Source organism: Acidovorax sp. Root219 (assembly GCF_001428665.1).
Classification (GTDB): domain Bacteria; phylum Pseudomonadota; class Gammaproteobacteria; order Burkholderiales; family Burkholderiaceae_C; genus Acidovorax.
In genome coordinates this window covers 363,541-384,523 of sequence record NZ_LMIJ01000010.1, presented here as the reverse complement: position 1 = coordinate 384,523, position 20,983 = coordinate 363,541, and the positions used below count along the sequence as shown (strand labels likewise).

The window sequence follows — 20,983 nt, the reverse complement described above, 5'->3', positions numbered from 1 at the left end:
GGCGGCTGCACCGACAGGAGTCCGGGGCGCCTTGGAGAGTGGCGTCGTCGTCACTCTTCCTTTGCTTTGGCCATGATGCGGGCGTGGACGGCGTCGCGCTCGGTCGGCGCCGCATCGATCAACTGCTTGAGCAGACCGTCGGGCAGCTCGGTGTACTGGCGGCGGTCGTTCTTGACCGGCACATTGCGCCAGCCCGACAGCACCATCCAGCTCCACAGGTCGCGCGAGATGGGCTCGGTGACGGTCATCTTGACGTCGCCACGGATGATGGCGATCCCCACTGCAGGCACGCTGCCCACGGGGGCCGGCTTGCGTTGCTGGCGGATCGAGAGAAGGTTGCGGAACAGGTCTTTCATGGGACTGGCCAGTGTGCAATAGCAAAGATGGCTTCAAGCATATACGAGGCCCGCTCGGGCCCCAAGCGCCAATGGTCCTTTCCCCGGCCGCAAGACTGGCTGCATTCCCAGCGCTTGCGCACGGATCTGGCCCTGCATCGCCCTGCGCGATGCGCCTTCTTCAGGCGCTCAGTGGCTCTTCGCCCATGGCTTCGCATTGCTCGATCAGCATGTCCACCTGGCCGCGCCAGTAGTCGCTGCTGCCGAACCAGGGGAAGGTGGCCGGGAAGATCGGGTCCTCCCAGCGCCGCGCCAGCCAGGCGCTGTAGTGGATCAGGCGCAGTGTGCGCAGCGGCTCGACCAGGGCCAGCTCGCGCCGGTCGAAGCTGCGGAACTGCTCGTAGCCTTCGATCAGGGCACTGAGCTGCTGCGTGCGCTGGCGCCGGTCGCCGGACAGCAGCATCCAAAGATCCTGCACGGCCGGGCCCATGCGCGCGTCGTCCAGGTCCACGAAGTGCGGACCGCCGCCGGGCAGGTCGGTCGGCGTCCAGAGGATGTTGCCGGGGTGGCAGTCACCATGCAGGCGGATGGCCTTGGCATTCTGCAGGCTGCTGGCCGCCACCAGCGCAAGCGCCTTCTCGCACTGCTCGCGCCAGGCCGATTGCATGTCCAGCGGAATCATGTCGTGGCCCAGCAGCCAGTCGCGCGATGCCGTGCCAAAGCCCTGCAGGTCCAGCGCAGGGCGGTGCGTGAAGGGCCGGGCCGAGCCCACGGTGTGGATGCGGGCCAGAAAGCGGCCGATCCACTCGAGCACCTCGAAGTCGTCGAGCTCGGGCCCGCGCCCGCCGCGCCAGGGGCTCACGGAAAAGGCAAAGCCGCCGTGGGTGTGCAGGGTGCTGCCGTTCAGTGCCATCGGGCCCACGGCCGGCACCTCGGCCGCCATCAGTTCGGCGGCAAAGGCATGCTCTTCGAGGATCTGGGCGTCCGTCCAGCGACTGGGGCGGTAGAACTTGGCCACCACGCGCTGGCCGTCTTCGAGCGAAACCTGGTAGACACGGTTCTCATAGGACGACAGGGCCATGAGCCGGCCGTCTCCGTACAGGCCCACGCTGGCCAGTGCGTCGAGCACCTGGTCCGGCGTCAGGCGCGCGTAGGGGTGCAGGTCAGAGGCGCTGGGGGCGGCGGTGGGGTCGGTCGGGGGCAGTCGGTTCATGCCCCATTGTCCCCCGCGCTGGAGCCCCCGCCGATCAGGAGGGCTGAAGGCTGGCCATGTGGCCGCGGCGGGGGTCGCCCCCGCCCGCCAGAACGGTGGCAAACAGCGCCTGTGCGGCATCGGGGCCCTGGTGCTGCTGCACCTGCAGCCAGGGGGTGGGCGGCGCCTGCACGGCTGCGGCAAAGGCCTGCCAGGCAGCCACGAGCCGCTCGTTGAGCACCTGCGCGCCCCAGTCGTCGCGGCGCTTTTTGATCTGTGCGGGGGCAAAGAACATGGTCGGGCGCGGGCCGGGCAACTGGCCGGCGCCGCCCAGGTCGTTCACATGGCTGGCGCCCACGGCGCAGCTGTAGGCCAGCGCGGAAAAGCGCTGGTGGATGGCCTCGCGCACGGCCACGCTGCCGGCAAAGTCGATGTAGATGCAGGGCGTGGCAGCCTCGATCTGCTCCAGCGCGTCGTAGGCCACCACCCGGTCGTAGCAGCCCAGGCTTGCGCAGAAGGCCACATTGCCGGGCGAGGTCAGGCCAATCACCTCCAGGCCGCCCCGCTGCGCGAGCTGGAAGGCAGTGCCGTAGGCCGTCTTGCTCGATGCGCTGGACAGCAGCAGGCGCTTGGCACCGAAGAACTGCTGGTCGGCCATGAAGTCGTCGATCAGCCAGGAGGTGATGAACAGCGGGCGCAGCAGTGCCTGGATCTCCTCGGAGTCGGGCGTGTAAAACGGATCGGTGCGGTTGCGTACGTACTGGTTGTACACCGCGTGCAGGCTGGCACGGTGGGCTGCGCCGTCGTAAAAGCCTGCCGGGGTCAGCCGTGCGGGCGTGAGCACGGCGTGGGTGGACATGGGCCAGTAGCCGTAGAGCCGCTCGCCCATAGCCACGCCAGGGTGCAGGGACTGGACCACGTCGCCGAAGCCCCACACAGGCACGATGCCCCAGCCCGTCTCGTCCGATGGAAAGAACTGCCAGTAATTGAGCATGCCGCCCAGTGCGGCATAGGTGATGTTGTTGGCCGTGAGCGCAAAGCGCTCGACGCGCACGCGCACCTGGCCATCGGCCAAAGGAACTTCCTGGGTGGTGCGCAGGGCGGTGTGGGCCAGGGCATCCTGGCGCACGAGGAGGGTGGTGGTGCTCATGGCCGCACGCTAAACGAATCTGCCAATGCGTTCAAGCAGGCGTCGGCGCATGCGCGACACACGGGTGCACCGCCCCATGGAAAAAGGCCCGCCAGCAAGGCCGGCGGGCCTTTGTTCAGGGCCGCGGCCCTGGTAGCGGTGGTGCGTCTCAGGCGTTGGCGGCCTTGGGTTTGTCCAGTGTCAGCACCAGCGCCAGGGCGATCAGCGCGGGCAGGGCCTGGGTGAAGAAGATCTTGGGCACGGCGGTGGCACCGCCGTAAACCCCGGCCACGATCACGCAGGCCAGAAAGAAGATCTTGAACACCCGGTTGTTGGTGGCGAGGCCGAAGATGAGGCCCGCCGCCAGAAACCCGTTGTACAGGCCCTGGTTGGCGGCCAGCGTCACGGTGGCGTCGGCCAGCTCCTGGGTCAGGTTGAAGGTCTTCAGCCCCAGCGGCTTGTTCCAGAAGAACATCTCCAGCACCAGGATGTACACATGCTCGATGGCCACCAGGGCCACCGCGATGCGGGGAATCAGCAGCCGGGCCACCGATTACACCAGCGTGATGGTCACGTCGATGTTGCCGCGCGTGGCGTTGGAGTAAGGGCAGACCTGGTGGGCTGCGTCCACCAGCTTCTGGGCCGTGGCGGGGTCCAGGCCAGGCAGGCTGATTTTCAGGCGGGCAGCGATGCCATAGGCGTTCGGGATCGGGCCCAGGTCGACTTCGGCGTCGATGGACACGTCCTGGGGCACGGGGATGCCGATCTTGCCGCCGACAGCCTTCATGGCGCCGATGAAGCAGGCTGCGTAGCCCGAGGCGAACAGCTGCTCGGGGTTGGTGCCGGTGCCGGACGTGCCAGGCGAGGACAGCTTGACATCCAGCCGGCCATCGTCGGTCTTGGCGGCGCCGTCACGGCCACCGGTCACGTGGGCCTTGGCGGTGTAGAGGACTTTTTCGAGTTGAGTCATGGTGTCTTCCTTTGCAGTGGATGAATGTCCTGAATGCGGACGGGGTGGGAAAGAAAAAAAGTCAGCGCGGCGGCTGGATCCGGTCGCGGAAGGTCTTGAGCTGCCCGGTCAGGGCGGTCAGCTCGGGCAGGGTGCACTGGCTGCTTTCGAGCACGCAGGGCGGAATGGCCTCGGCCTTGTCGCGCAGCGCCCGGCCCGGGGCCGTGAGGCTGATGCGCACGCGGCGCTCGTCCTGAGCATCACGGATGCGGGCGATCAGGCCCGAGGTTTCCAGGCGCTTGAGCAAAGGGGTGAGCGTGCCCGAGTCGAGGAACAGGCGCTCGCCCAGTTCGGAGACGGTCACGCCGTCCTCCTCCCACAGCACCAGCATCACCAGGTACTGGGGGTAGGTCAGGCCCACGGTTTCGAGCAGAGGCTTGTACAGCTTGGTCATTGCCAGCGAGGCGGAATACAGCGCGAAGCACACCTGGTTGTCCAGGCGCAGCAGGGCCGGGCTGGGGGTGTGGGTGGAGGGGTTGCTGCGTGCCATGGGATGAATTGTGCCGCGGAATTGAATTGCGCGCAATTGAATTGTGTAATCTTTTGTTGCTGGGTCGGTCTTGTCGCGGGGTGCAGCCCGTTTCAGTTGAAGCTGTTATTCACGCACGGCGCAGGTGCGCGCGCAAGGCCATGGTGGCAACCATCCGTGACAGGCCCATTGCCGGATTGGCCTTCAGCGACCCGAGAAGCGGGCAGGGCGCTTCTCGACGAAGGCGCGCACGCCCTCCGCCGCATCCTCGCTGTTGGCCAACTGCTTCTGCACCGGGATGAAATCGGCCACCGCGGCCGCCTGGCCCTGCTCGATGGCCTTGAGCACGTTGAGCCGGGTGGCCACCACCGCCATCGGGGCCTGGGCCTCGATGCGCCGGGCGATGGCCAGGGCTTCGTCAAGCACCTGGGCTGCTGGCACCACTTTCTGTACGAAGTTCAGGCGCAGCGCCTCGGCGCTGCCGAATTCGTCGGCGGTCAGCAGGTGCAGCAGGGCATTGCCGGTGCCGGCGCGCTCGGCCATGCGCAGCGTGGCGCCGCCCGTGGCCATGATGCCGCGCTGCACCTCCATCTGCGCAAAGCGGCAGTCATCCGCCGCAACCACGATGTCGGCGCCCAGCATGAGCTCGATGCCCACCGTGAAGCAGATGCCCTTGACCGCCACCACCATGGGCTTGGTGCGGCGCCGGTAGCCTGGCAGGCCGTAGTCGTGGGGCTCCACCATGCCTTCGGGAATGGCCTTTTCGCCGCGCTGCATGTAGGCGCTCACGGCCGGCAGGTCCAGCCCCGCCGTGAAGTGGTCGCCAAAGGCATGCAGCACACCCACGCGCAGTGCCGGGTCGTCGTCCAGCCGGGTATAGGCCTCGGCCAGCTGGCGGAACATGGGCGGTGTCCAGCCATTGCGCTTGGCCGGCCGGTTGATGCCGATCAGCAGGACATGGCCGAGCACCTGGGTATCAATGCAGCCTTCGGCTGGGGGCGTGGTGGGGGTGATGCTGGTCATGGGCGCGAATGTCTCCTTGCCCCTGATTGAAAACCCGATGGAATTGTTGCGCCGTCGCCGCGGGGACAGCGCGCCCGGGACCGTCAGTAGGTATAGACGCCCTGGCCCGTCTTGCGGCCCAGGCGGCCGGCGGCCACCATTTCCTTGAGCAGCGGGCAGGGGCGGTACTTGCTGTCGCCGAATTCGGTGAGGTAGACGTCCATCACGGCCAGGCACACGTCCAGGCCGATCATGTCCGCCAGCGCCAGCGGGCCGATGGGCTGGTTGCAGCCGAGCTTCATGCCGGCGTCGATGTCCTCGGGTGTGGCCAGGCCTTCAGCCAGCACGAAGAAGGCTTCGTTGATCATGGGCACCAAGATGCGGTTGACCACGAAGCCAGGGGCGTTCTTCACGGTGATGGGGCTCTTGCCCAGGGCCTCGGCCAGCGCCTTCACGGCGTCGTGCGTGGCGTCGCTGGTCTGCAGGCCGCGGATGATCTCCACCAGCGCCATCATGGGCACCGGGTTGAAGAAGTGCATGCCGATGAAGCGGTCCGCACGCGAGGTGGCGGCGGCCAGCTTGGTGATGGAGATCGATGAGGTGTTCGACGCGATCAGCACCTCGGGCGCCACCAGCGCATCCACCTGCTTCAAGATCTTGAGCTTGAGCTCGTAGTTCTCGGTGGCGGCCTCGATCACCAGTTGCGCTGCCTTGAGGTCCTCGTAGCTGGTGGAGACCTTGATGCGCGCCAGCGCCGCAGCCTTGTCGGCTGCCGTGATCTTGTCCTTCTTGATCAGGCGGTCAAGGCTGCCGGCCACGGTGGCCAGGCCTTTTTGCACTGCAGCATCGGAGATGTCCACCATCACCACGTCGATGCCCGAGACCGCGCAGGCCTGTGCAATGCCGTTGCCCATGGTGCCCGCGCCGATGATGCCAACCGTTTGAATCGTCATATAGAGAGCTCTCTTCAAAGTGAAACAGACGGGCAGCATGGTAAGCCGAATCGCACGCCCGTTCGGTTATGGTCTGTCGGGTCCCGGCGCGGCAAAGGCTTTGCGCAGGGCCTGGAGACAAAAAACATGTTGTTCGACTACATCGTGATCGGGGGCGGCTCCGCCGGCTCCGTGCTGGCCGGCCGGCTCACCGAAGACCCCGCCGTGCGCGTATGCCTGCTCGAAGCCGGCCCCGCCGACAAGAGCGTGCTCATCCATTGCCCGGCGGGCCTGGCGGTGATGGCCAAGTTCGAGCTCAACGGCTGGGGCCAGAACACCACCCCACAGGCCGCGCTCAATGGCCGCCAGGGATACCAGCCACGTGGCAAGGTGCTGGGCGGATCGAGTTCCATCAACGCCATGGTCTACGTCCGCGGCCAGCATGCCGACTACGACCACTGGGCGGCCCAGGGCAACCCCGGCTGGGGCTGGGAGGATGTGAAGCCCTACTTCCTCAAGGCAGAGCACAACGAGCGCGGCGCCGATGCCTGGCACGGCCAGGGTGGCCCCCTGAACGTGGCCGACCTGCGCTCGCCCAACCGCTTCAGTCACCTGTTCAACGAGGCCGGCGTGCAGGCCGGCCACCCGCACAACACCGACTTCAACGGCGCCACGCAGGAAGGCGTGGGCATGTACCAGGTGACGCACAGGAACGGCGAGCGCCACAGTGCGGCCAAGGGCTACCTCACGCCCCACCTGGCGCGCAGCAACCTGCAGGTGGTCACCGGCGCGCACGCCACGCGCATTCTGTTCGAGGGCCAGCGTGCCGTGGGTGTGGAGTACCGTCAGGCCGGGGCGCTGCACAAGGTGCGCGCCAGCCGCGAGGTACTGCTGAGCGCCGGCGCGCTGCTCTCGCCGCAGTTGCTCATGCTCTCGGGCGTGGGGCCGGGCGCGCACCTGCAGCGCCATGGCATCCCGGTGCTGCACGACCTGCCGGGCGTGGGCCAGCACCTGCACGACCACCCGGATGTGGTGCAGGTGTTCAATGCGCCAGAGCTCAAGGACCTGTTCGGCATTTCACCTGCGGGCATGTGGAGCCAGTTGCTCGGCGTGCTCGAATGGCGCCGCAGCCGCACCGGTATGCTGACCACCAACTTCGCCGAGGCCGGGGGCTTTATCAAAAGCGACCCTGCCGAGGCGGCGCCCGACCTGCAGCTGCACTTCGTGATCGGCAAGCTCGTGGACCATGGCCGCAAGACGGTGCTGGGCCATGGTTACTCGGCCCACGTGTGCCTGCTGCAGCCGCGCAGCCGGGGCACGGTGGCGCTGGCGACCAAGGACCCGATGGCCCTGCCGCTGGTGGACCCGCGCTTCCTGGAGGACGCGGACGACATGCAGCGCATGGTGCGCGGCTTTCAGCGCCTGCGCGACATCCTGGCGCAGCCGGCGCTGGCACGCTTCGGCGCGCGCGAGCTGCCGGCATCGGCCGGTGCGCAGACCCCCGCGCAGATCGAGCAGTTCATCCGCCAGTACGCCGACACCATCTACCACCCGGTGGGCACCTGCCGCATGGGGCCAGGGCCGCTCGATGTGGTGGATGCGCAGCTGCGCGTGCACGGACTGCAGGGCCTGCGCGTGGTGGACGCCTCCATCATGCCGCGCATCGTGAGCGGCAACACCAACGCGCCCACGGTGATGATCGCCGAGAAGGCCGTGGACATGCTGCGCGCTGCGGCGTGATGGATGTCACGCCCTGGATTGGCGCAGGGCGCTGAAAGCGGAAATTCTTCACAGGCGAAATCGCAGTGCTTTCCTAGACTTCTTTCATCGGCTGCGGATGCATGGTGCATCCGGCCGGACACCGCCAGAACTCTCCTGCAGGCGGTGTGGCAACGCCCCGCAAGGGCAGCATGAAAGAAGAGCAAAGCGATGAACATCGACCCCCGCGAAATCTCGGCCATGATCTCGGCCCATACCGACCCTTCGGCACAACCCGGCGCGCCGCGCATGGACATGTATGCCGGCATCCACAAGGCCCTGCGCGCCGTGATGGCCCACACCCTGCTGGCCCTGGGCCGCATGGACGTGACCGATGAGGAGGAATTCGCCAGCCACTGCGAACGTGTGATGGACCTGCTGGACCTGTGCCGCTCGCACCTGCAGCACGAAAACACCTTCGTGCACACGGCCATCGAAGCCCGTGCACCGGGCGCGGCCCGCGTGCTCGAAAGCGAGCATGTTGAGCACGAGGCCGCCATCGCCGCATTGGCTGCTGGCATCACGCAGCTGCTGGGCTGTGCGCCTGCCGCGCGGCCCGTGGCCACCCAGGCGCTGTACCGGCAGCTGGCGCTGTTCATCGCCCACAACTTCGAGCACATGCATGCCGAGGAAACCACCCACAACAGCGTGCTCTGGGCGCACTACAGCGACGCGGAACTGGTGGAGGTGCACAACGCCCTGGTCGCCTCCATCCCGCCCGAGGAGATGATGGCCATCCTGCGCTGGCTGGTGCCCTTCATGTCGCCGCCCGAGCGCACGGCCTTGCTGGCCGATATGCGTGCCCATGCTCCGGCCCCTGTGTTCACCGGCGTGCTCCACAGCGTGAAGCCCCATCTCACGCCCTACGAATGGATCAAGCTGATGCGCAGCCTGGGCATGTCCTGCGAGATCGCGCCGCCGTACTGAGCCCTGCGGTGCGGGGCGGTCAGTCCGCTGCGGCTTCGGTCGGCGCGTAGCACCAGCGGTTGCGGCCGTTGCGCTTGGCCTCGTACAGGCCGGCGTCGGCGTGGGCGATCAGCTCATCCACGCCGCGCCCGTGGTCAGGGAAATGCGACAGGCCGATGCTGGTGCCGATGTCCGCGCCGCCGACGGCGAGCTGAAAGCGGTCGGTCAGCGCCGCCACCATGCGGTTTGCCACGCTCTGTGCGTCTTCGGCGCTGGCGCCGGGCAAGACGCACAGGAACTCGTCGCCGCCCAGGCGTGCCAGGGTGTCGCCTTCGCGCAGGCAGCCGCGCAGGCGCTGCGTCACCAGGCACAGCAGTTCGTCGCCCGCTGCATGGCCCATGGTGTCGTTGACATGCTTGAACTTGTCCAGGTCAAGGAACAGCACCGTGAGCAGCCCCTGGCGCGTGTTGGCATCGGTCAGCGCCTGGCGCAGCCGGTCGCGCGCAATCATGCGGTTGGGCAGGCCGGTCAGCGGGTCCAGATTGGCGGCCTCCAACTCGCGGCGGGTCTCGTCCAGGTCGGAGATGCGGCATTCAAGTTCGAACTCGCGCGCCTCCAGCTTGACCACCATATGGGCGAAGGCCTCGGTCAGTCGGGCCTGAACGCTTTCCTCGGGGCGCTCGCCGGTCATGTCCATGAGCGGCCCGATGGCGCGCAGGTCCCCCTGCTGGGCGATGCGCTGCATGATGTCGCACAGGCGTTGCAGGAAGGCGTCGTCGGTCTCGGCAGGGGTCACAGGGTGTTCTCCTCGTGGCGGCAGGCAGCATGTGCGTGGCTGCTGCAGGCGCGTGCCAGCGCAAAAAATCACAGCAACAACGGCATGTTTGGGTGTTACAAAAAGCGCAAAGCGAGGCGCACAAACGACAGCCCCGCGACGGACACGATGATACGCTCGTACACTTGTTAACAATCTAGGGCCTGTCAGCAGGCCCTACCGTGACTGCGCCGCCCCAGCGGCCGGCAGGCAACGCGATACCGTGATCTCGTTGACCTCACCGTCGCGCCGATACTCGAAACGATCTGCCAACCTCTGCACGAAATGCACGCCCAGGCCACCTATGTCCCGATCATCGAGCGAGGCCCCCACGTCGGGCGCCGCCAAGGTGGTGGGATCGAATGCCCGCCCATGGTCGCGCAACACGGCCTGCAGCCGGGCCGGCGCATCAAAGCGCACATGCACCTCCACCAGGCCGCCCTGTCCCGCATAGCCATGCATGGCCACATTGGTCAGCAATTCGTCGAGCATCAGTCCAAAGGACGAAGCCAGGGGCATCGGCACCCCATTGTCATCCGCCCAGGCCTCCAGCCGCTCGAAGAAAAAGGGAAGCTCGGCAACGGTGCCGTGCAGGGTCTGCTGCCATTCGAGCGGTGGATTCATAGATGTCTGCGCGCTGAAACCTTGGGCTGCTCCTGCGGGCGCTGTCTGCGCCGCAGTCCGGTGGGTCGCCGAAGCATTGTGGCATGAGCCGGACCATGCAAACGCTTTCGTCGCCCTCAGCACCCCAGGTCGCCAGCACCGCCGTCGCGGCAAGGCCCACACTCGCTGCGCTGTGGGAACTCGCCGGACTGTGGCTGCTCATCGTGCTGGCCGGCATCGCACTGATCACCAGCCTGCTGCTGGACGTGCGCGCGCAAGAAGAAGCGCAGATAGAGCGCTCGCGCCTGTCGCTGACGCTGGTGGAACTGCAGGAGGCCATCGAGGGCGACCTCGGGCTGGGCTTTGATCTGCCCGACCACCGCGGCATCCAGCCCCGGCTGGAGCGTGCCTTGGCCAGTGACACCCAGCTTTACGCCATCGATGTGGTGGACCGCGTGGGCATCGCCCTCTTCAGCACCGACCGGGGCGCCATCGGCGAGGCGCTGCAGCCCCGTGCGGCACGCGCGGCCGAGGCCGGCGCGCGCCAGGACCGGATCTGGAGCGCAGCGCTCCCGGGAGAGGCCATCATGGGCCTTCCCCTGCACAACGCCTTCGGCGAGGTTGTGGGCCACATCAGCGCCACGTATGCGACCCAGCCCGTGCGCTTTCGGCTCGCGGTGTGGCAGCCTGATGGACAAACCCTCACGCTGGGCGCCATGGCGGTGCTGGTGCTGGCCATCGCCGGCCTGCTGGGCTGGCTGGCCACGCTCTGGGCCCTGCAACCGCAGTCGGCCCGGTTGCGCATCGAATGCCAGCGCTCGCAGACGCGGGCACTGGGGCGCAGTGCCCAGGTTCGCCAGCGCATGGACGAATGCCTGGTGCGCCTGGACGAAAGCGAGCGCTCCGAATGACCGCGCGCCGCGCTTTCGACCCCGCGACCCGCCTGGGCATCGCGGCCTTGGTGCTGCTGCTGCTGGCTGCCTGCGTCCTGTCCATCTACACCTATGACCAGTTGCGCGACCTGCGGGCCGCAAGCGACCGAACGCGTTCGCAGCTGATGGCCCAGTCGCTGAGCGTGCGCATCAGCCACGCCGTCGAATCCGGCATCCCGCTGCGCGGCCTGGTGGGCGTAGAGGCGCTGTTCCAGCAGCGCATGGCGTCGCAGCCCGACATCCATGCCGTGGCACTGGTGCTGCCCGACGGCAAGGTACTCTGGGAGGTCACGCGCGACGCAGCCGCGGCAGGTGCCACGGCCGAGGCGCCTGTGCAGGTCCGTGGCGCTTCCGTGGCCACCCTGCGCCTGGCTTTGCGCGACAGCGGTGCCGCCGCCTTCGCCCGTGCCACGGCCGCCCTGCTGCTGCCTGCCATCGGGGTGCTGGCACTGCTGGCCTATCTGGCCGCGCGCTTTTCGCAGGCCCAGGGCATCGAGTTGCGCAACCATGCCGCCTGGCGCGCGCGCCGCGCCATCGCCCAGGGTCGCTACGACAACACCGTGGTGCTGCCGCAACGGCGCGGGTTCGACCTGCGGGTGCAGCAATTGGGCCATGCGGTGCGCGAGGTGCACGAAGGGCTGGTGCGCGTGCGCCGCCTCATCGCCTCGCTGCGCCAGACCGAACCCCAGCACGCGCGGCGCGAACGCCTGGACCAGTTGCTGGCCAAGGCCGAGGCCCATGACCGCTTCGCCGAACACGGTATTGCCCAGGTGCGGGTGGTCGCAGCAGAAGCGCAGGCGTTCTGGATCGCCCTGCTCGTGGCCTTGAGCGCGCTGGCGCTGCAGACCCTGTGGCTGCGCAGCCTGCACCTGCAAGGCGAAACACCCTGGCAGTGGCAGGGCCTGGCACCGGCCACTGCCGCCAGCCTGGCCGCCTTCTTCGTGGCGGGCACGGCGGCCTGGTCCGTGACACGCTGGCGCCGCTGGCCAGCGCCCACCGTGGTGCTGCCCGCCTGCATCGCCCTGTTGGCCACAGCCATGGCCTGCGCCAGCGGCCTGCCAGCGAGCCTGCCCTGGACCTTCGCCATGGCGGCGGGTGCCTGGCATGGCCTGGTGGTGGGCGCCGTGCTGGCCGCCTGCCAGGCCGTCGAACACGTGCCACGCACCCGGCCCGAATACGCGCACGCCCGACCCCGCTGGCGCGCCGCGACCTGGAGCGCCTGGACCGTCGCTGCCGTCTGGCTGGGCCCGGCGCTGGGCAGCCTGGCGCTGGACGCCTTGGGCATGCTGCAGGGAGCCTATGCGTTGCTGCTGCCCGCCGTGTGCGCGGGCTTTTTTGTGGTGCGCTGGAACGGACCGCGCAGCCCCTGGCGCAGCCGCACGGGGGTGCACGGCAACGCCCTGCCCGCAGCGGCCCGGCCCGCGGCCGACCGCACCAGGGCATTGGGCCAGTCCGGTGCCGCCGGCTTGCTGCTGGGCCTGGCGCTGGCCGCACATGCGCTGGGGCAGCCCCCCATTTGGGCACCCCTGCTGGGGCTGGGCGTGGCGGCCGGGCTGTTCCTGCGCGGGCGCATGCCGTCCCCGAGCATCCTGACCGCCGTGGCCGCCGTAGCCACCCTGCTGGCCTTGGCCATCGCCTCGGGTTGGCTGCCCACGGGCTGGTATCTGCAGGATGCGGCGCTGGTGCTGGCCGCCCTGCTGACCGGCGTCGCGCTGGGCCGGCTGGCGCGCACAGCCGAGGGCCAGGGCCGGCTGCCCGAGCTGTCGGCGGCCCAATGGGCCGCGATGGGCCTCGGCGCCGTGGTTGCCAGTGGCGCTCTGGGCGCCCACCTGCACGGCGGCTGGCCCTTGCTAGCGGCCGCGTTGCTGCTGCTGGTTTGCAGCAGGCACGCTCAGCGCGCCGCTGGGAGTGCGGTCCGCGCCGGGGGGCACCATGCACCTTAAGCACCGGCTTATCGCCATCCTGCTGGCCGCCATGGCCCTGTTGGTCGCAGCCTTCGCCACGATGGGCTGGCTCAGCGACCAGCGCTGGTCGCAGCGTTACGACGAAGTGCTGCTGCAGAACCAGCGCATCGCCTGGGACAAGCTGCAGAACGAAAACCTTGACCGCCAGGACGTGCTGGCCCAGCAGCTGCTGGAGGATGCGGCTATCCGCGACCTTGCAGCGCACGGTGCCGGGGCCCGCATCGACGCGCTGCTGGCGGCCGCGACTCGGCGCGCACCGGGCTTGCGCATCGATGTCTTCGACCGCCAGGGCACGCTGGTGGCCACCACCGAGCCCGGGATCGATCCGCAGGCGATGGCCGAAGTCCGTTGGGTGGCCACGGCCAGTGGTCAGAGCGGCGCCGTGCGCGGGCTCAGCCAGGTGGCGGTGCGCCAGTACCAGTGGGTGGTGGTGCGCGGCTTCGACGGCGGCGCGCTGGCCGTAGGCCAGGACGTCGCCCCCAAGCTGTCCGAGCTGGCCACCTACCTGGGAGGTGACATCTTCCTGGCCAACATGCGCGGCGCGGAATCCGTGGGCACCCGCGCGGGCGTGCTGGCTGCCACCGAAACGCCGATCCCCGTGCGCTCCAACCAGGCCGTCACCGTGCAGCTGGAAGACCACAACCGTGAACCACGCGCCCTGCGCATCGTCAGCCAGCCCGTGCGCAACCCCGATGCGCGCATCGTTGGCGCTCTGGTCTGGATGCAGGACGTGAGCGACAGGCACTACGCCGACCAGCTGTTCTCGCGCACCGCGCTGGCGGCGGCGCTGGCCTTCGCCGCGATGCTGGCGGCAGGCCTCGTGGTCTACCTGCGCCACGCGATGGAGCCGCTGGCGCGCTCGGTCGGCGTGCTCAACGCGCTGGCGCGCGGCGCCACCGATGCCTCGCTGGACCAGGGCGAGGAAGACGCCGAGGACGAGTCCGGAGAGATCGCGCGCGGCGTGGTGGCCATCCGCTCGGAACTGCTGAACCTCGAAACCCTGCGCCAGGAGCGCATCCGCACCCGCCAGCAACAGGAACGCCTGATCCGCGACCAACTGCGCACCCTGGCCGACAGCCTGGACCTGGCCTCGCGCGAGGAGATCCTCGCGGCGCTCGGTTCGAGCGCCGAAACGCCGGTCAGCCACGCCCCGGCCGACGCCAGCGCCGCGCCGACCAACCATTTGGCCGAACTCGCGGGGATCCTGGGCCGCATGTCCGGGCTGGTCACCAACCAGCAAAGCCGCCTGCTCAAGCTGCTGCGCGAGCTGCAGGCGGCGGTGGTGACCCAGGCCACCCTGGCCAGCCTGCAACAGGAGCTGGAGATCGCCCGCCAGATGCAGCTGTCCATCCTGCCGCGCTCGGCGCCCGACGTGGGGGAGGTCGACATCGCGGCCACCATGATCCCGGCCAAGGAAGTAGGGGGCGACTTCTACGACTATTTCCCGATCGACGACGAGCACCTGGCCGTGGTCGTGGCCGACGTATCGGGCAAGGGCGTGCCGGCCGCATTCTTCATGGCGATCTCGCGCACCCTGCTCAAGAGCAACGCACTGTTCCTGCGCGAACCCGGTGCCACCATCCGGGCCCTCAACGACCAGCTGTGCGCCGAGAACGACCAGATGATGTTCGTCACCGTGTTCTACGGCGTGCTGCACTTGCCTACCGGGCGGCTGGTTTACGTGAATGCGGGCCACAACCCGCCGGTGCGCCTGACCGGCACCAGCGCCGCGCTGTTCCCGCGCGGCAGGAACATGGCGCTGGCCGTGATGGAAGAGCAGGAATACACCGAGGGCGAGGTCACGCTGGCCCCCGGCGAAACCGTCGTGCTCTATACCGACGGCGTGACCGAAGCGACCAATGCGGACAATGCGCTTTTTGGGGACGCCGCCCTGCTTGCGGCCATGAAAGCCATTGTCAGCGACCCCCGAGAGGTGGTCACGGCGCGCATTCCCGAGCAGCTCGTGAGTGCCGTGCGCGGCTTCGAGAACGGCGCCGCGCAAGCCGACGACATCACGGTGGTGGCAATGACCTACCGGGGGCGGCGGTTGTGACCGAGATGGCGCGCGTAGCGCAACGACACCGCACCGTCGGGTGTGCGCACCTCGCCCACGCAGGCGTAGCCGGCCAGCGCCGCCGCGCGCAGGGCCTCGTAGTCCAGGCTGGGCAGCAGCAACTCCCCCTCGGCCGCAAAGTCCATGCCCTGCTCAAGATCGATCATGGCCACGTGGCGGTGCAGGCCGTCGATCATGCCGGTCCAGACGACACGCAGGCCCTGGCGCAGCATGTTGTGGCGGCTGCGGTGGTTGAGCAGGGAGACCAGGGCCATGCACAAGGGACGTCCGCAGGCCTGTGCCAGGCCCAGGCGCGCCGACAGCAGCGTGCGCTGCAACTGGCGACCACGCCACTGCGGCAGCACCATGCAGCTCGACAGATGCGCCACCATGCCCTGCTGTGCCGGCTCCAGGCCGATCACGTGGCCCAGGTTATGGGCCTCCTGTTCGCCCGGCAGTTCGATCATGGCGTAGGCGATCAGGGCGTCGTCCACAAACACCCCGATGACTTCGCCGCTCGGAGACAGGTGGGCCTGGAAGAAGTTCTCCTCGTGGTCCTCGCGCACATAGAGGTCAGGGTCGGGCAGCGTGGCCAGCACGGTGTTGCGCAAGGCCACCCACGCCTCGAAATCTTGCGACTCCAACAAGCGGGTGTGCGCCTGGGGCAGTTGGCCCAGTCCCACTTCAGGCAGCAGGACGCGCGGTATGGGGGACAGGGAGCTGAGCACGGTGGACGGGGTGGCGCAAACAGCGCGCAACGGGTCGAAAGGGTTGAAAGGGTTCGTAACGACGCCCCGACTATAGAACAGCTCCATGACATTCGACGAAACCGGCATACCAAGGAAGCACTTCCATGACCGACACGACCAACCCCACGCCCGGCACCGAAATCGATGTGGCCGCACTGCAGCGACGCCTGCGGCGCGAATCCCTGGTATTCGCTGCGATCTTTGCGCTGGTGCTGTTTGGCCTGTCCCTGGTGCTGATCGCCTGGCGGACCGAGCAGTTGCTGACCCAGCTCACGCAGGACCGTACCGTGCGCCTGCTGCGCCAGGTGGCCGACGAGACCGAGTCCGGGCTGCGCTTCGGCGTTTCCGTGGCCGACCAGACCGTGCTGTCCGAGCGGGTCGCGCGCCTGGGCGCAGCGGGCAGCCCGCTGCGCGGGGTGTTCATCGACACCGATAGGGGCGAGGCCGTTTTGCGCTCGGGCGACCCTGAGCTGCATGCCACCATCGCGCCGCGCTGGAGGCAGGCGGTGATCGACGCCGGGCCGGGCCATGCCCCGGCGGTACGCAACACGGGCCGCTATGCGTGGGTTGGCGCGGCCATTTTCGATTCCACCGGCGTCCCAGCGGCCACCCTGTGGGGGGCGCTCGACCTGGCCGAGGTGCGCGCCCAGGCGCGGGGCGTCGCGCTGGACATGGTGCTGCGCGCCCTGCCGCTGATGCTGCTGGCCCTGTTGATCACCTGGTGGCTGCTGCTGCGCTGGAGCAGCCGCGTCATCACCTCCATGCGCGGCATCGGCAGTGGCGTCGGCGCACGGGCCATCCAGGGCTCCGCCAAACAACTCTGGCTGGCCGTGGTCTTCAGCGCGGTGGTGGCGCCCGCCGCGATGCTGTGGATCGCGCGCGAGGCAGCACGTCCTGCCGTCACGGCGCAGATCCAGGAAAACGCCGACGCTGTGGGCCGCGCGCTGTCGGGCCAGGTCGCGCGCGCGCTGTCGCTCGGCGTGCCCTGGAGCGCGATGAATGGGGTGGACGAACTGTTTCGGCAGCAGCTTGTCGAAGCGCCCGAGCTGAACTACCTGGCACTGCAGCCCCCCAGCGGCCCGGCGCAAAATGCCACCTGGAGCGGCGACGCGCCTGCGCAGGCACGCGAAGATGCGTCCGACTTCCCGCGGCGCAAGCTCACGGCCGGCGATGGCGCTGTGGTCGTCGGCTACCCGGCCGACTTCGTGGACCGCCAGCTCGCGGGCATGTTGATCGACCTGGTGCTGGCCCTGGTGATCGCCGCCGTGCTGGTGCGCGAACTCGCGCGCGGCCTGTGGCGCCGCTCGCTGCTGTTCCCGCTGGCCGCCTATGTGCAGGCCCGGTTGTGGCAAGGGCTGCAGCGGCGCTGGCAAAAAAACCACACCATCGACCAGGAAAGCGCCCAGGCCCATGAGCGCGACGCCGCCGAATGCCGGGCACAGCTGATTCGCGCTGCGCGCAGTGGCAGCGCCACGGCCGAAACGCCCCAGGTCGGCGCCCAGCTCACCTTGCTGCGCCTGACCGTGTTCCTGGTGGCCCTGTCCGAAGAGCTGCTGCGCCCCTTCTTTACCGTGTTCGCCAGCGAGGTGCGGCCCATTGATGCCGCCCTGTCGCCCACCATGGTGGCCGGATTGCCCGTCGCCGCCTTCATGGCCACGCTGGCCCTGGCCCAGCCCGCCGGCCCGGCACTGGCGCGGCGCTTCGACCTGCGCTGGAGCCTGATGCTGGCGGCCCTGGTCGGCACCCTCGCGCTGACCGCCACCGCCTGGGCGACCGACGCGTGGACCCTGATCGGCCTGCGCGCCCTGGGTGGTGCGGCCTACGGCCTGGCGCTGATCCTGGTGCAGACGGCCATCGTGCGCATCACGCCGCCGCAACAGCGCGCGCGAGGTCTGGCCGAAGTGGCTGCGGCCATTGTGGCGGCAGGCATCGTCGGCCCGCCCTTCGGCGGCATGATCGCCGCCCGCGCTGGCGACGGCATCGGTTTCCTGGCCTGCGCGCTGTGCATGGTCGGCGCCCTGCTGGCCGCCCTGCGCCTGTCGCTGCCGGTGCCCGAGGGCAGCGCCGCAGCCCAGCGCGGCCTAGCCACCTCCGGCGGCTGGCGCGGCTACATGGCGGTGCTGCGCGAGCCACGCGCCATCTGGGTGATCCTGGGTGCGGCCCTGCCGGGCCGCCTGGTGGCCGTGACCATTCTCTCGGTGGTGGTGCCCCTGTACATGAACGAGCTGCAGCAGCCGCCTGCGGTCGCGGGCCGGGTGCTGCTGCTGTACTTCCTGTGCTTTGCGCTCACCGCCTCGCTGGCGGCGCACTGGTCGGACCTGCTCGGGCAGCGCAAGCCCTTCATCGTGGCGGGCGGCGTGCTCAGCGTGCTGGCCTGCCTGTCGCTGCCGGCCCTGGGCGGCGTCTGGGGCATGGCCGCCTGCTGCGCCCTGCTGGGCTTTGGCCAGGCGATGCAGTCGTCACCGCAGATCGCGCTGACGACCGAGGCCTTCGAGGGCGTGGATGCGAGCCGCGCGAGCGCCACACCCGAGCAGGCGCTGGCCGCGTTCCGGCTGATCGAGCGTGGCGGCAGCATCGTTGCGCCCTTTGTCACGGCGGTCGCCGTGACCGCCTTCGGCTATGCCGGCGCAGTGGTGGCCGTGGGCCTGCTGCTGTCGGTGTCGACCTTGAGCCTGGCCGCCGGCCTGCGCAACCCCCGCACCCAGGCCGCTGCGGCGGCCTGATGACCCTCTGGAGAATTACGATGAACCTGCGCCGCATCCTCATCGCCGCCGGGGCCGCCTGCGCCCTGCTGGGCAGCTCGGCTGCCATGGCCCAGAGCGCCGCCAACGCGGCGGCCTCTGGCGTGGCGGCCGCCACCAAGCGCTTCACCATCGCCATGGTGCTACCGCGCGACGACCAGAACATCGAGGCGGGCTTCACCGGCTACCTGCAGCGCCAGGACGTGCCCGTGCAGTACGTGAGCATCCGCTTCTCGGGCCGCAGTGAGGACATTCCCGAGCTGCGCGCCAAGGTGCGCGCGGCACGCCCGGACCTGATCTATGCCTGGGGCACACCCACCACCCTCGCCCTGGCGGGCCGGGATGACCAGGCAGGCAAGGACGATGCGATTCGCGACCTGCCCATCGTCTTCACCGAAGTGACCGACCCGGTGGGCGCCGGTCTGCTGCGCACGCTGGAGGGCCACGGCCGCAACGTCACGGGCGTGAGCCACGTGGCACCGCTGCCGGTGCAACTCAACGCCATCCGTGCCTACCGCCCTTTCACGCGCCTGGGCTACCTGCACAACCCGGCCGAGCCCAACTCCGGCCTGATCCGCGACCGGCTCAAGGAGCTGGCGCGCACGCAGAATTTCGAGGTGGTCGAGGCCAGCCTGCCCCTGCTGCCACAAGGCGGACCCGACCCCACGCAGATCGCCCCGCAGATCCAGACCCTGGCCGAGCGCAAGGTCGACTTCCTCTATGTCGGCCCCATCACCTTCCTGGCCTTCACGCACCGGGATGCCGTCACCACCGCCGCGCTCCAGAACAAGCTGCCGACCTTCTGCGCAACCGAAAGCATCGTGCGCCAGTCAGGCTGCCTGTTCGGGCTGTTCTCCAATGGCGCCAACATCGGCCGCTATGCCGGCTCCATGGCGCGCCAGATCCTGGTCGAGAAAAAACCGCCCCAGGCCATCGCGGCCTCTACCCTTCAGCGCTTCTCGCTGCTGGTCAACATGCGCACGGTGCAGGCGCTGGACCTGTATCCGCCCATGCTGCTGCTGAACGTGGCCGAAGTGATCAACGTGCCCAAGCAGGCCGCCGCCAACTGAAGCGCCGGCCGCGAACTGCGGTGCGGCCCCTACAATGGGCCGAACCGGAGTTCCAGGACTCCTTTTCTACAGCCACGATTCCAAGGATTGCGCCCATGAACCTCGAACAGGAGCGCCGCGACGACATCTTGATCCTGCGCCCACGCGGCCGCCTCGACAGCAACAGCTCGCCCGAACTCGAGCGCGTGGTCGCCGAGCAGCTCGAAGCGGGCACGCAGCGAGTGGTGTTTGACCTCTCTGCTCTGGACTACATCAGTTCCGCCGGCCTGCGCGTGGTGCTGCTCGCGGGCAAGAAGCTGCGTGCCAGCAAGGGCAAGCTGGTGCTGGTCGGCCTGAGCGACATGGTGCGCGAGGTGTTTGACATGAGCGGCTTCCTGACCCTGTTCGCTGTGACCCATACCCTGGACGAAGGACTGGCCAAAGTCTGAGTGGTCCACCGCCCTGGGTTTAGCTGCGAAAGCGCCGCCGCGTCAGCGCCAATGCCACCCAGAAGGCCGCCACCGTGGTCACCACCAGCACCAGGCCATGGCGCCAGGGGTGGGCGGGCCACTGGTCCATGAACAGTGGGCGCACCAGCTCGACGGCGTTCGTCAGCGGCAACCAGTCGGAGATGGCGCGCACGATGGGCGGCAACTGCTCGCGCGGGAAGAACACGCCCGACAGGAACATCATCGGCGTGAGCACCAGTGTGAAATAGTAGGTGAAGAAGTCGTAGCCCTTGGCCAGCGCGTTGAAGATCAGCGCGATGCTCGAGAACATGATGCCCACGCCCAGCAGCACGGGCCAGGCCACGAGCAGCTTGGGGCTGTGGCTGATGCCCAATGCCAGCATCACCCCGAGGATGGCCGTCACGGTGAACAGGGCTTTGAAGGCGGCCCAGAGCATCTCGGCCAGCACCACGTCGTCCAGGCGCACGGGCGCGTTCATGATGCCGTCCCAGGTCTTTTGCACGTGCATGCGCGAGAAGGCCGAGTACAACGCCTCGAAACTCGCCGCATTCATGGCGCTCATGCAGATCGATCCGCTGGCCAGGAACAGGATGTAGGGCACCTTGGTCATGCCACCCTCTGCGGCCACGTTCACCTGGCCCACCAGCGCGCCCATGCCGTAGCCGAAGGCCACCAGCCACATCAGCGGTTCGGCGATGTTGCCCACCAGGCTGGGGATGGCCAGCTTGCGCCAGACCAGCAGGTTGCGCAGGAACACGGGCCACCAGCGCGAGGACAGCGAAGGCGGCATCCATACGGACGGGGTGGGTGGCGGCGCCTGGAGCGAAGGGGGAGCGGTTTGCATGGCCCTATTGTGCTGCGGCTTGCCCGGGCATG

General features: G+C 68.6%; 20 protein-coding genes. 8 read left to right on the top strand and 12 right to left on the bottom strand.

Annotated features, from left to right (window positions below; all coding sequences use genetic code 11):
- Positions 1 to 50: 50 nt before the first annotated feature.
- The 8 genes from ASE28_RS10115 to ASE28_RS10080 all read right to left on the bottom strand — a co-directional run bounded on the left by ASE28_RS10115 (position 51) and on the right by ASE28_RS10080 (position 6,089).
- Entirely contained in the window at positions 51 to 356 is a 306-nt protein-coding gene (locus tag ASE28_RS10115; RefSeq protein ID WP_057199903.1) for a hypothetical protein, read from the bottom strand.
- Between the two features lie 160 nt (positions 357 to 516).
- Positions 517 to 1,548: a serine/threonine protein kinase gene (locus ASE28_RS10110; protein WP_057266476.1), complete on the bottom strand. Its 1,032-nt coding sequence runs from the start codon at positions 1,546 to 1,548 to the stop codon at positions 517 to 519.
- A 34-nt stretch (positions 1,549 to 1,582) separates the two neighbouring features.
- On the bottom strand, positions 1,583 to 2,677 hold the full coding sequence (locus ASE28_RS10105; protein ID WP_057266475.1) for a DUF2855 family protein: 1,095 nt from the start codon (positions 2,675 to 2,677) through the stop codon (positions 1,583 to 1,585).
- A gap of 148 nt (positions 2,678 to 2,825) precedes the next feature.
- Positions 2,826 to 3,206, bottom strand: a complete 381-nt coding sequence (locus ASE28_RS10100) for a DUF1304 domain-containing protein (protein ID WP_082608008.1) — start codon at positions 3,204 to 3,206, stop codon at positions 2,826 to 2,828.
- Positions 3,207 to 3,209: 3 nt separating this feature from the next.
- Complete coding sequence (locus ASE28_RS10095) at positions 3,210 to 3,626, bottom strand: organic hydroperoxide resistance protein (RefSeq protein ID WP_057199906.1); 417 nt, start codon at positions 3,624 to 3,626, stop codon at positions 3,210 to 3,212.
- 61 nt (positions 3,627 to 3,687) lie between these two features.
- Positions 3,688 to 4,155 carry a MarR family winged helix-turn-helix transcriptional regulator gene (locus ASE28_RS10090; protein ID WP_057266474.1) on the bottom strand — a complete coding sequence of 156 codons (468 nt, stop codon included), beginning with the start codon at positions 4,153 to 4,155 and terminating at the stop codon, positions 3,688 to 3,690.
- A 183-nt stretch (positions 4,156 to 4,338) separates the two neighbouring features.
- Positions 4,339 to 5,157 (bottom strand): crotonase/enoyl-CoA hydratase family protein, encoded by an 819-nt coding sequence (locus tag ASE28_RS10085; RefSeq protein WP_057266473.1) that lies wholly within the window; start codon positions 5,155 to 5,157, stop codon positions 4,339 to 4,341.
- An 83-nt stretch (positions 5,158 to 5,240) separates the two neighbouring features.
- Positions 5,241 to 6,089, bottom strand: coding sequence for a 3-hydroxybutyryl-CoA dehydrogenase (locus ASE28_RS10080; protein WP_057266472.1), 849 nt, complete (start codon positions 6,087 to 6,089; stop codon positions 5,241 to 5,243).
- Positions 6,090 to 6,218: 129 nt separating this feature from the next.
- Between ASE28_RS10080 and ASE28_RS10075 the strand changes: the two genes are divergently transcribed.
- Positions 6,219 to 7,808 (top strand): GMC family oxidoreductase, encoded by a 1,590-nt coding sequence (locus ASE28_RS10075; protein WP_057266581.1) that lies wholly within the window; start codon positions 6,219 to 6,221, stop codon positions 7,806 to 7,808.
- 189 nt (positions 7,809 to 7,997) lie between these two features.
- Positions 7,998 to 8,753: a hypothetical protein gene (locus tag ASE28_RS10070; protein ID WP_057266471.1), complete on the top strand. Its 756-nt coding sequence runs from the start codon at positions 7,998 to 8,000 to the stop codon at positions 8,751 to 8,753.
- A gap of 19 nt (positions 8,754 to 8,772) precedes the next feature.
- On the opposite strand, the gene ASE28_RS10065 is transcribed toward ASE28_RS10070, so the two are convergent.
- Both ASE28_RS10065 and ASE28_RS10060 read right to left on the bottom strand, forming a co-directional pair.
- Positions 8,773 to 9,528, bottom strand: coding sequence for a GGDEF domain-containing protein (locus ASE28_RS10065; RefSeq protein ID WP_057266470.1), 756 nt, complete (start codon positions 9,526 to 9,528; stop codon positions 8,773 to 8,775).
- 195 nt (positions 9,529 to 9,723) lie between these two features.
- Positions 9,724 to 10,170, bottom strand: a complete 447-nt coding sequence (locus ASE28_RS10060) for an ATP-binding protein (protein ID WP_057266469.1) — start codon at positions 10,168 to 10,170, stop codon at positions 9,724 to 9,726.
- A gap of 95 nt (positions 10,171 to 10,265) precedes the next feature.
- On the opposite strand from ASE28_RS10060, the gene ASE28_RS10055 reads away from it, so the two are divergent.
- Genes ASE28_RS10055 through ASE28_RS10045 form a run of 3 tightly spaced genes read left to right on the top strand, consistent with a single transcriptional unit; the run spans position 10,266 to position 15,098 of the window.
- Positions 10,266 to 11,060, top strand: coding sequence for a hypothetical protein (locus ASE28_RS10055; protein ID WP_057266468.1), 795 nt, complete (start codon positions 10,266 to 10,268; stop codon positions 11,058 to 11,060).
- A complete protein-coding gene (locus ASE28_RS10050) occupies positions 11,057 to 13,024 on the top strand; it encodes a hypothetical protein (RefSeq protein ID WP_057266467.1) in 1,968 nt (655 codons plus the stop codon). Before ASE28_RS10055 ends, ASE28_RS10050 begins: the two co-directional genes overlap by 4 nt.
- The gene (locus ASE28_RS10045) at positions 13,014 to 15,098 is read left to right on the top strand and encodes a PP2C family protein-serine/threonine phosphatase (protein ID WP_157421926.1); all 2,085 of its coding nucleotides are present in this window, start codon (positions 13,014 to 13,016) and stop codon (positions 15,096 to 15,098) included. The genes ASE28_RS10050 and ASE28_RS10045 overlap by 11 nt, the downstream gene beginning before the upstream one ends.
- Here the strand turns inward: ASE28_RS10045 and ASE28_RS10040 are convergent.
- Positions 15,077 to 15,826 carry a GNAT family N-acetyltransferase gene (locus ASE28_RS10040; protein WP_057199916.1) on the bottom strand — a complete coding sequence of 250 codons (750 nt, stop codon included), beginning with the start codon at positions 15,824 to 15,826 and terminating at the stop codon, positions 15,077 to 15,079. The genes ASE28_RS10045 and ASE28_RS10040 overlap by 22 nt on opposite strands.
- A 125-nt stretch (positions 15,827 to 15,951) precedes the next feature.
- Between ASE28_RS10040 and ASE28_RS10035 the strand changes: the two genes are divergently transcribed.
- The 3 genes from ASE28_RS10035 (at position 15,952) to ASE28_RS10025 (ending at position 20,086) form a co-directional block, all read left to right on the top strand.
- The gene (locus ASE28_RS10035) at positions 15,952 to 18,570 is read left to right on the top strand and encodes an MFS transporter (RefSeq protein ID WP_057199917.1); all 2,619 of its coding nucleotides are present in this window, start codon (positions 15,952 to 15,954) and stop codon (positions 18,568 to 18,570) included.
- A 20-nt stretch (positions 18,571 to 18,590) separates the two neighbouring features.
- Positions 18,591 to 19,658, top strand: a complete 1,068-nt coding sequence (locus tag ASE28_RS10030) for an ABC transporter substrate-binding protein (RefSeq protein ID WP_057199918.1) — start codon at positions 18,591 to 18,593, stop codon at positions 19,656 to 19,658.
- A 95-nt stretch (positions 19,659 to 19,753) separates the two neighbouring features.
- Positions 19,754 to 20,086 (top strand): STAS domain-containing protein, encoded by a 333-nt coding sequence (locus ASE28_RS10025; protein WP_057266465.1) that lies wholly within the window; start codon positions 19,754 to 19,756, stop codon positions 20,084 to 20,086.
- 19 nt (positions 20,087 to 20,105) lie between these two features.
- On the opposite strand, the gene ASE28_RS10020 is transcribed toward ASE28_RS10025, so the two are convergent.
- Positions 20,106 to 20,951 (bottom strand): ABC transporter permease, encoded by an 846-nt coding sequence (locus ASE28_RS10020; RefSeq protein ID WP_057266464.1) that lies wholly within the window; start codon positions 20,949 to 20,951, stop codon positions 20,106 to 20,108.
- Between the last annotated feature and the right edge of the window lie 32 nt (positions 20,952 to 20,983).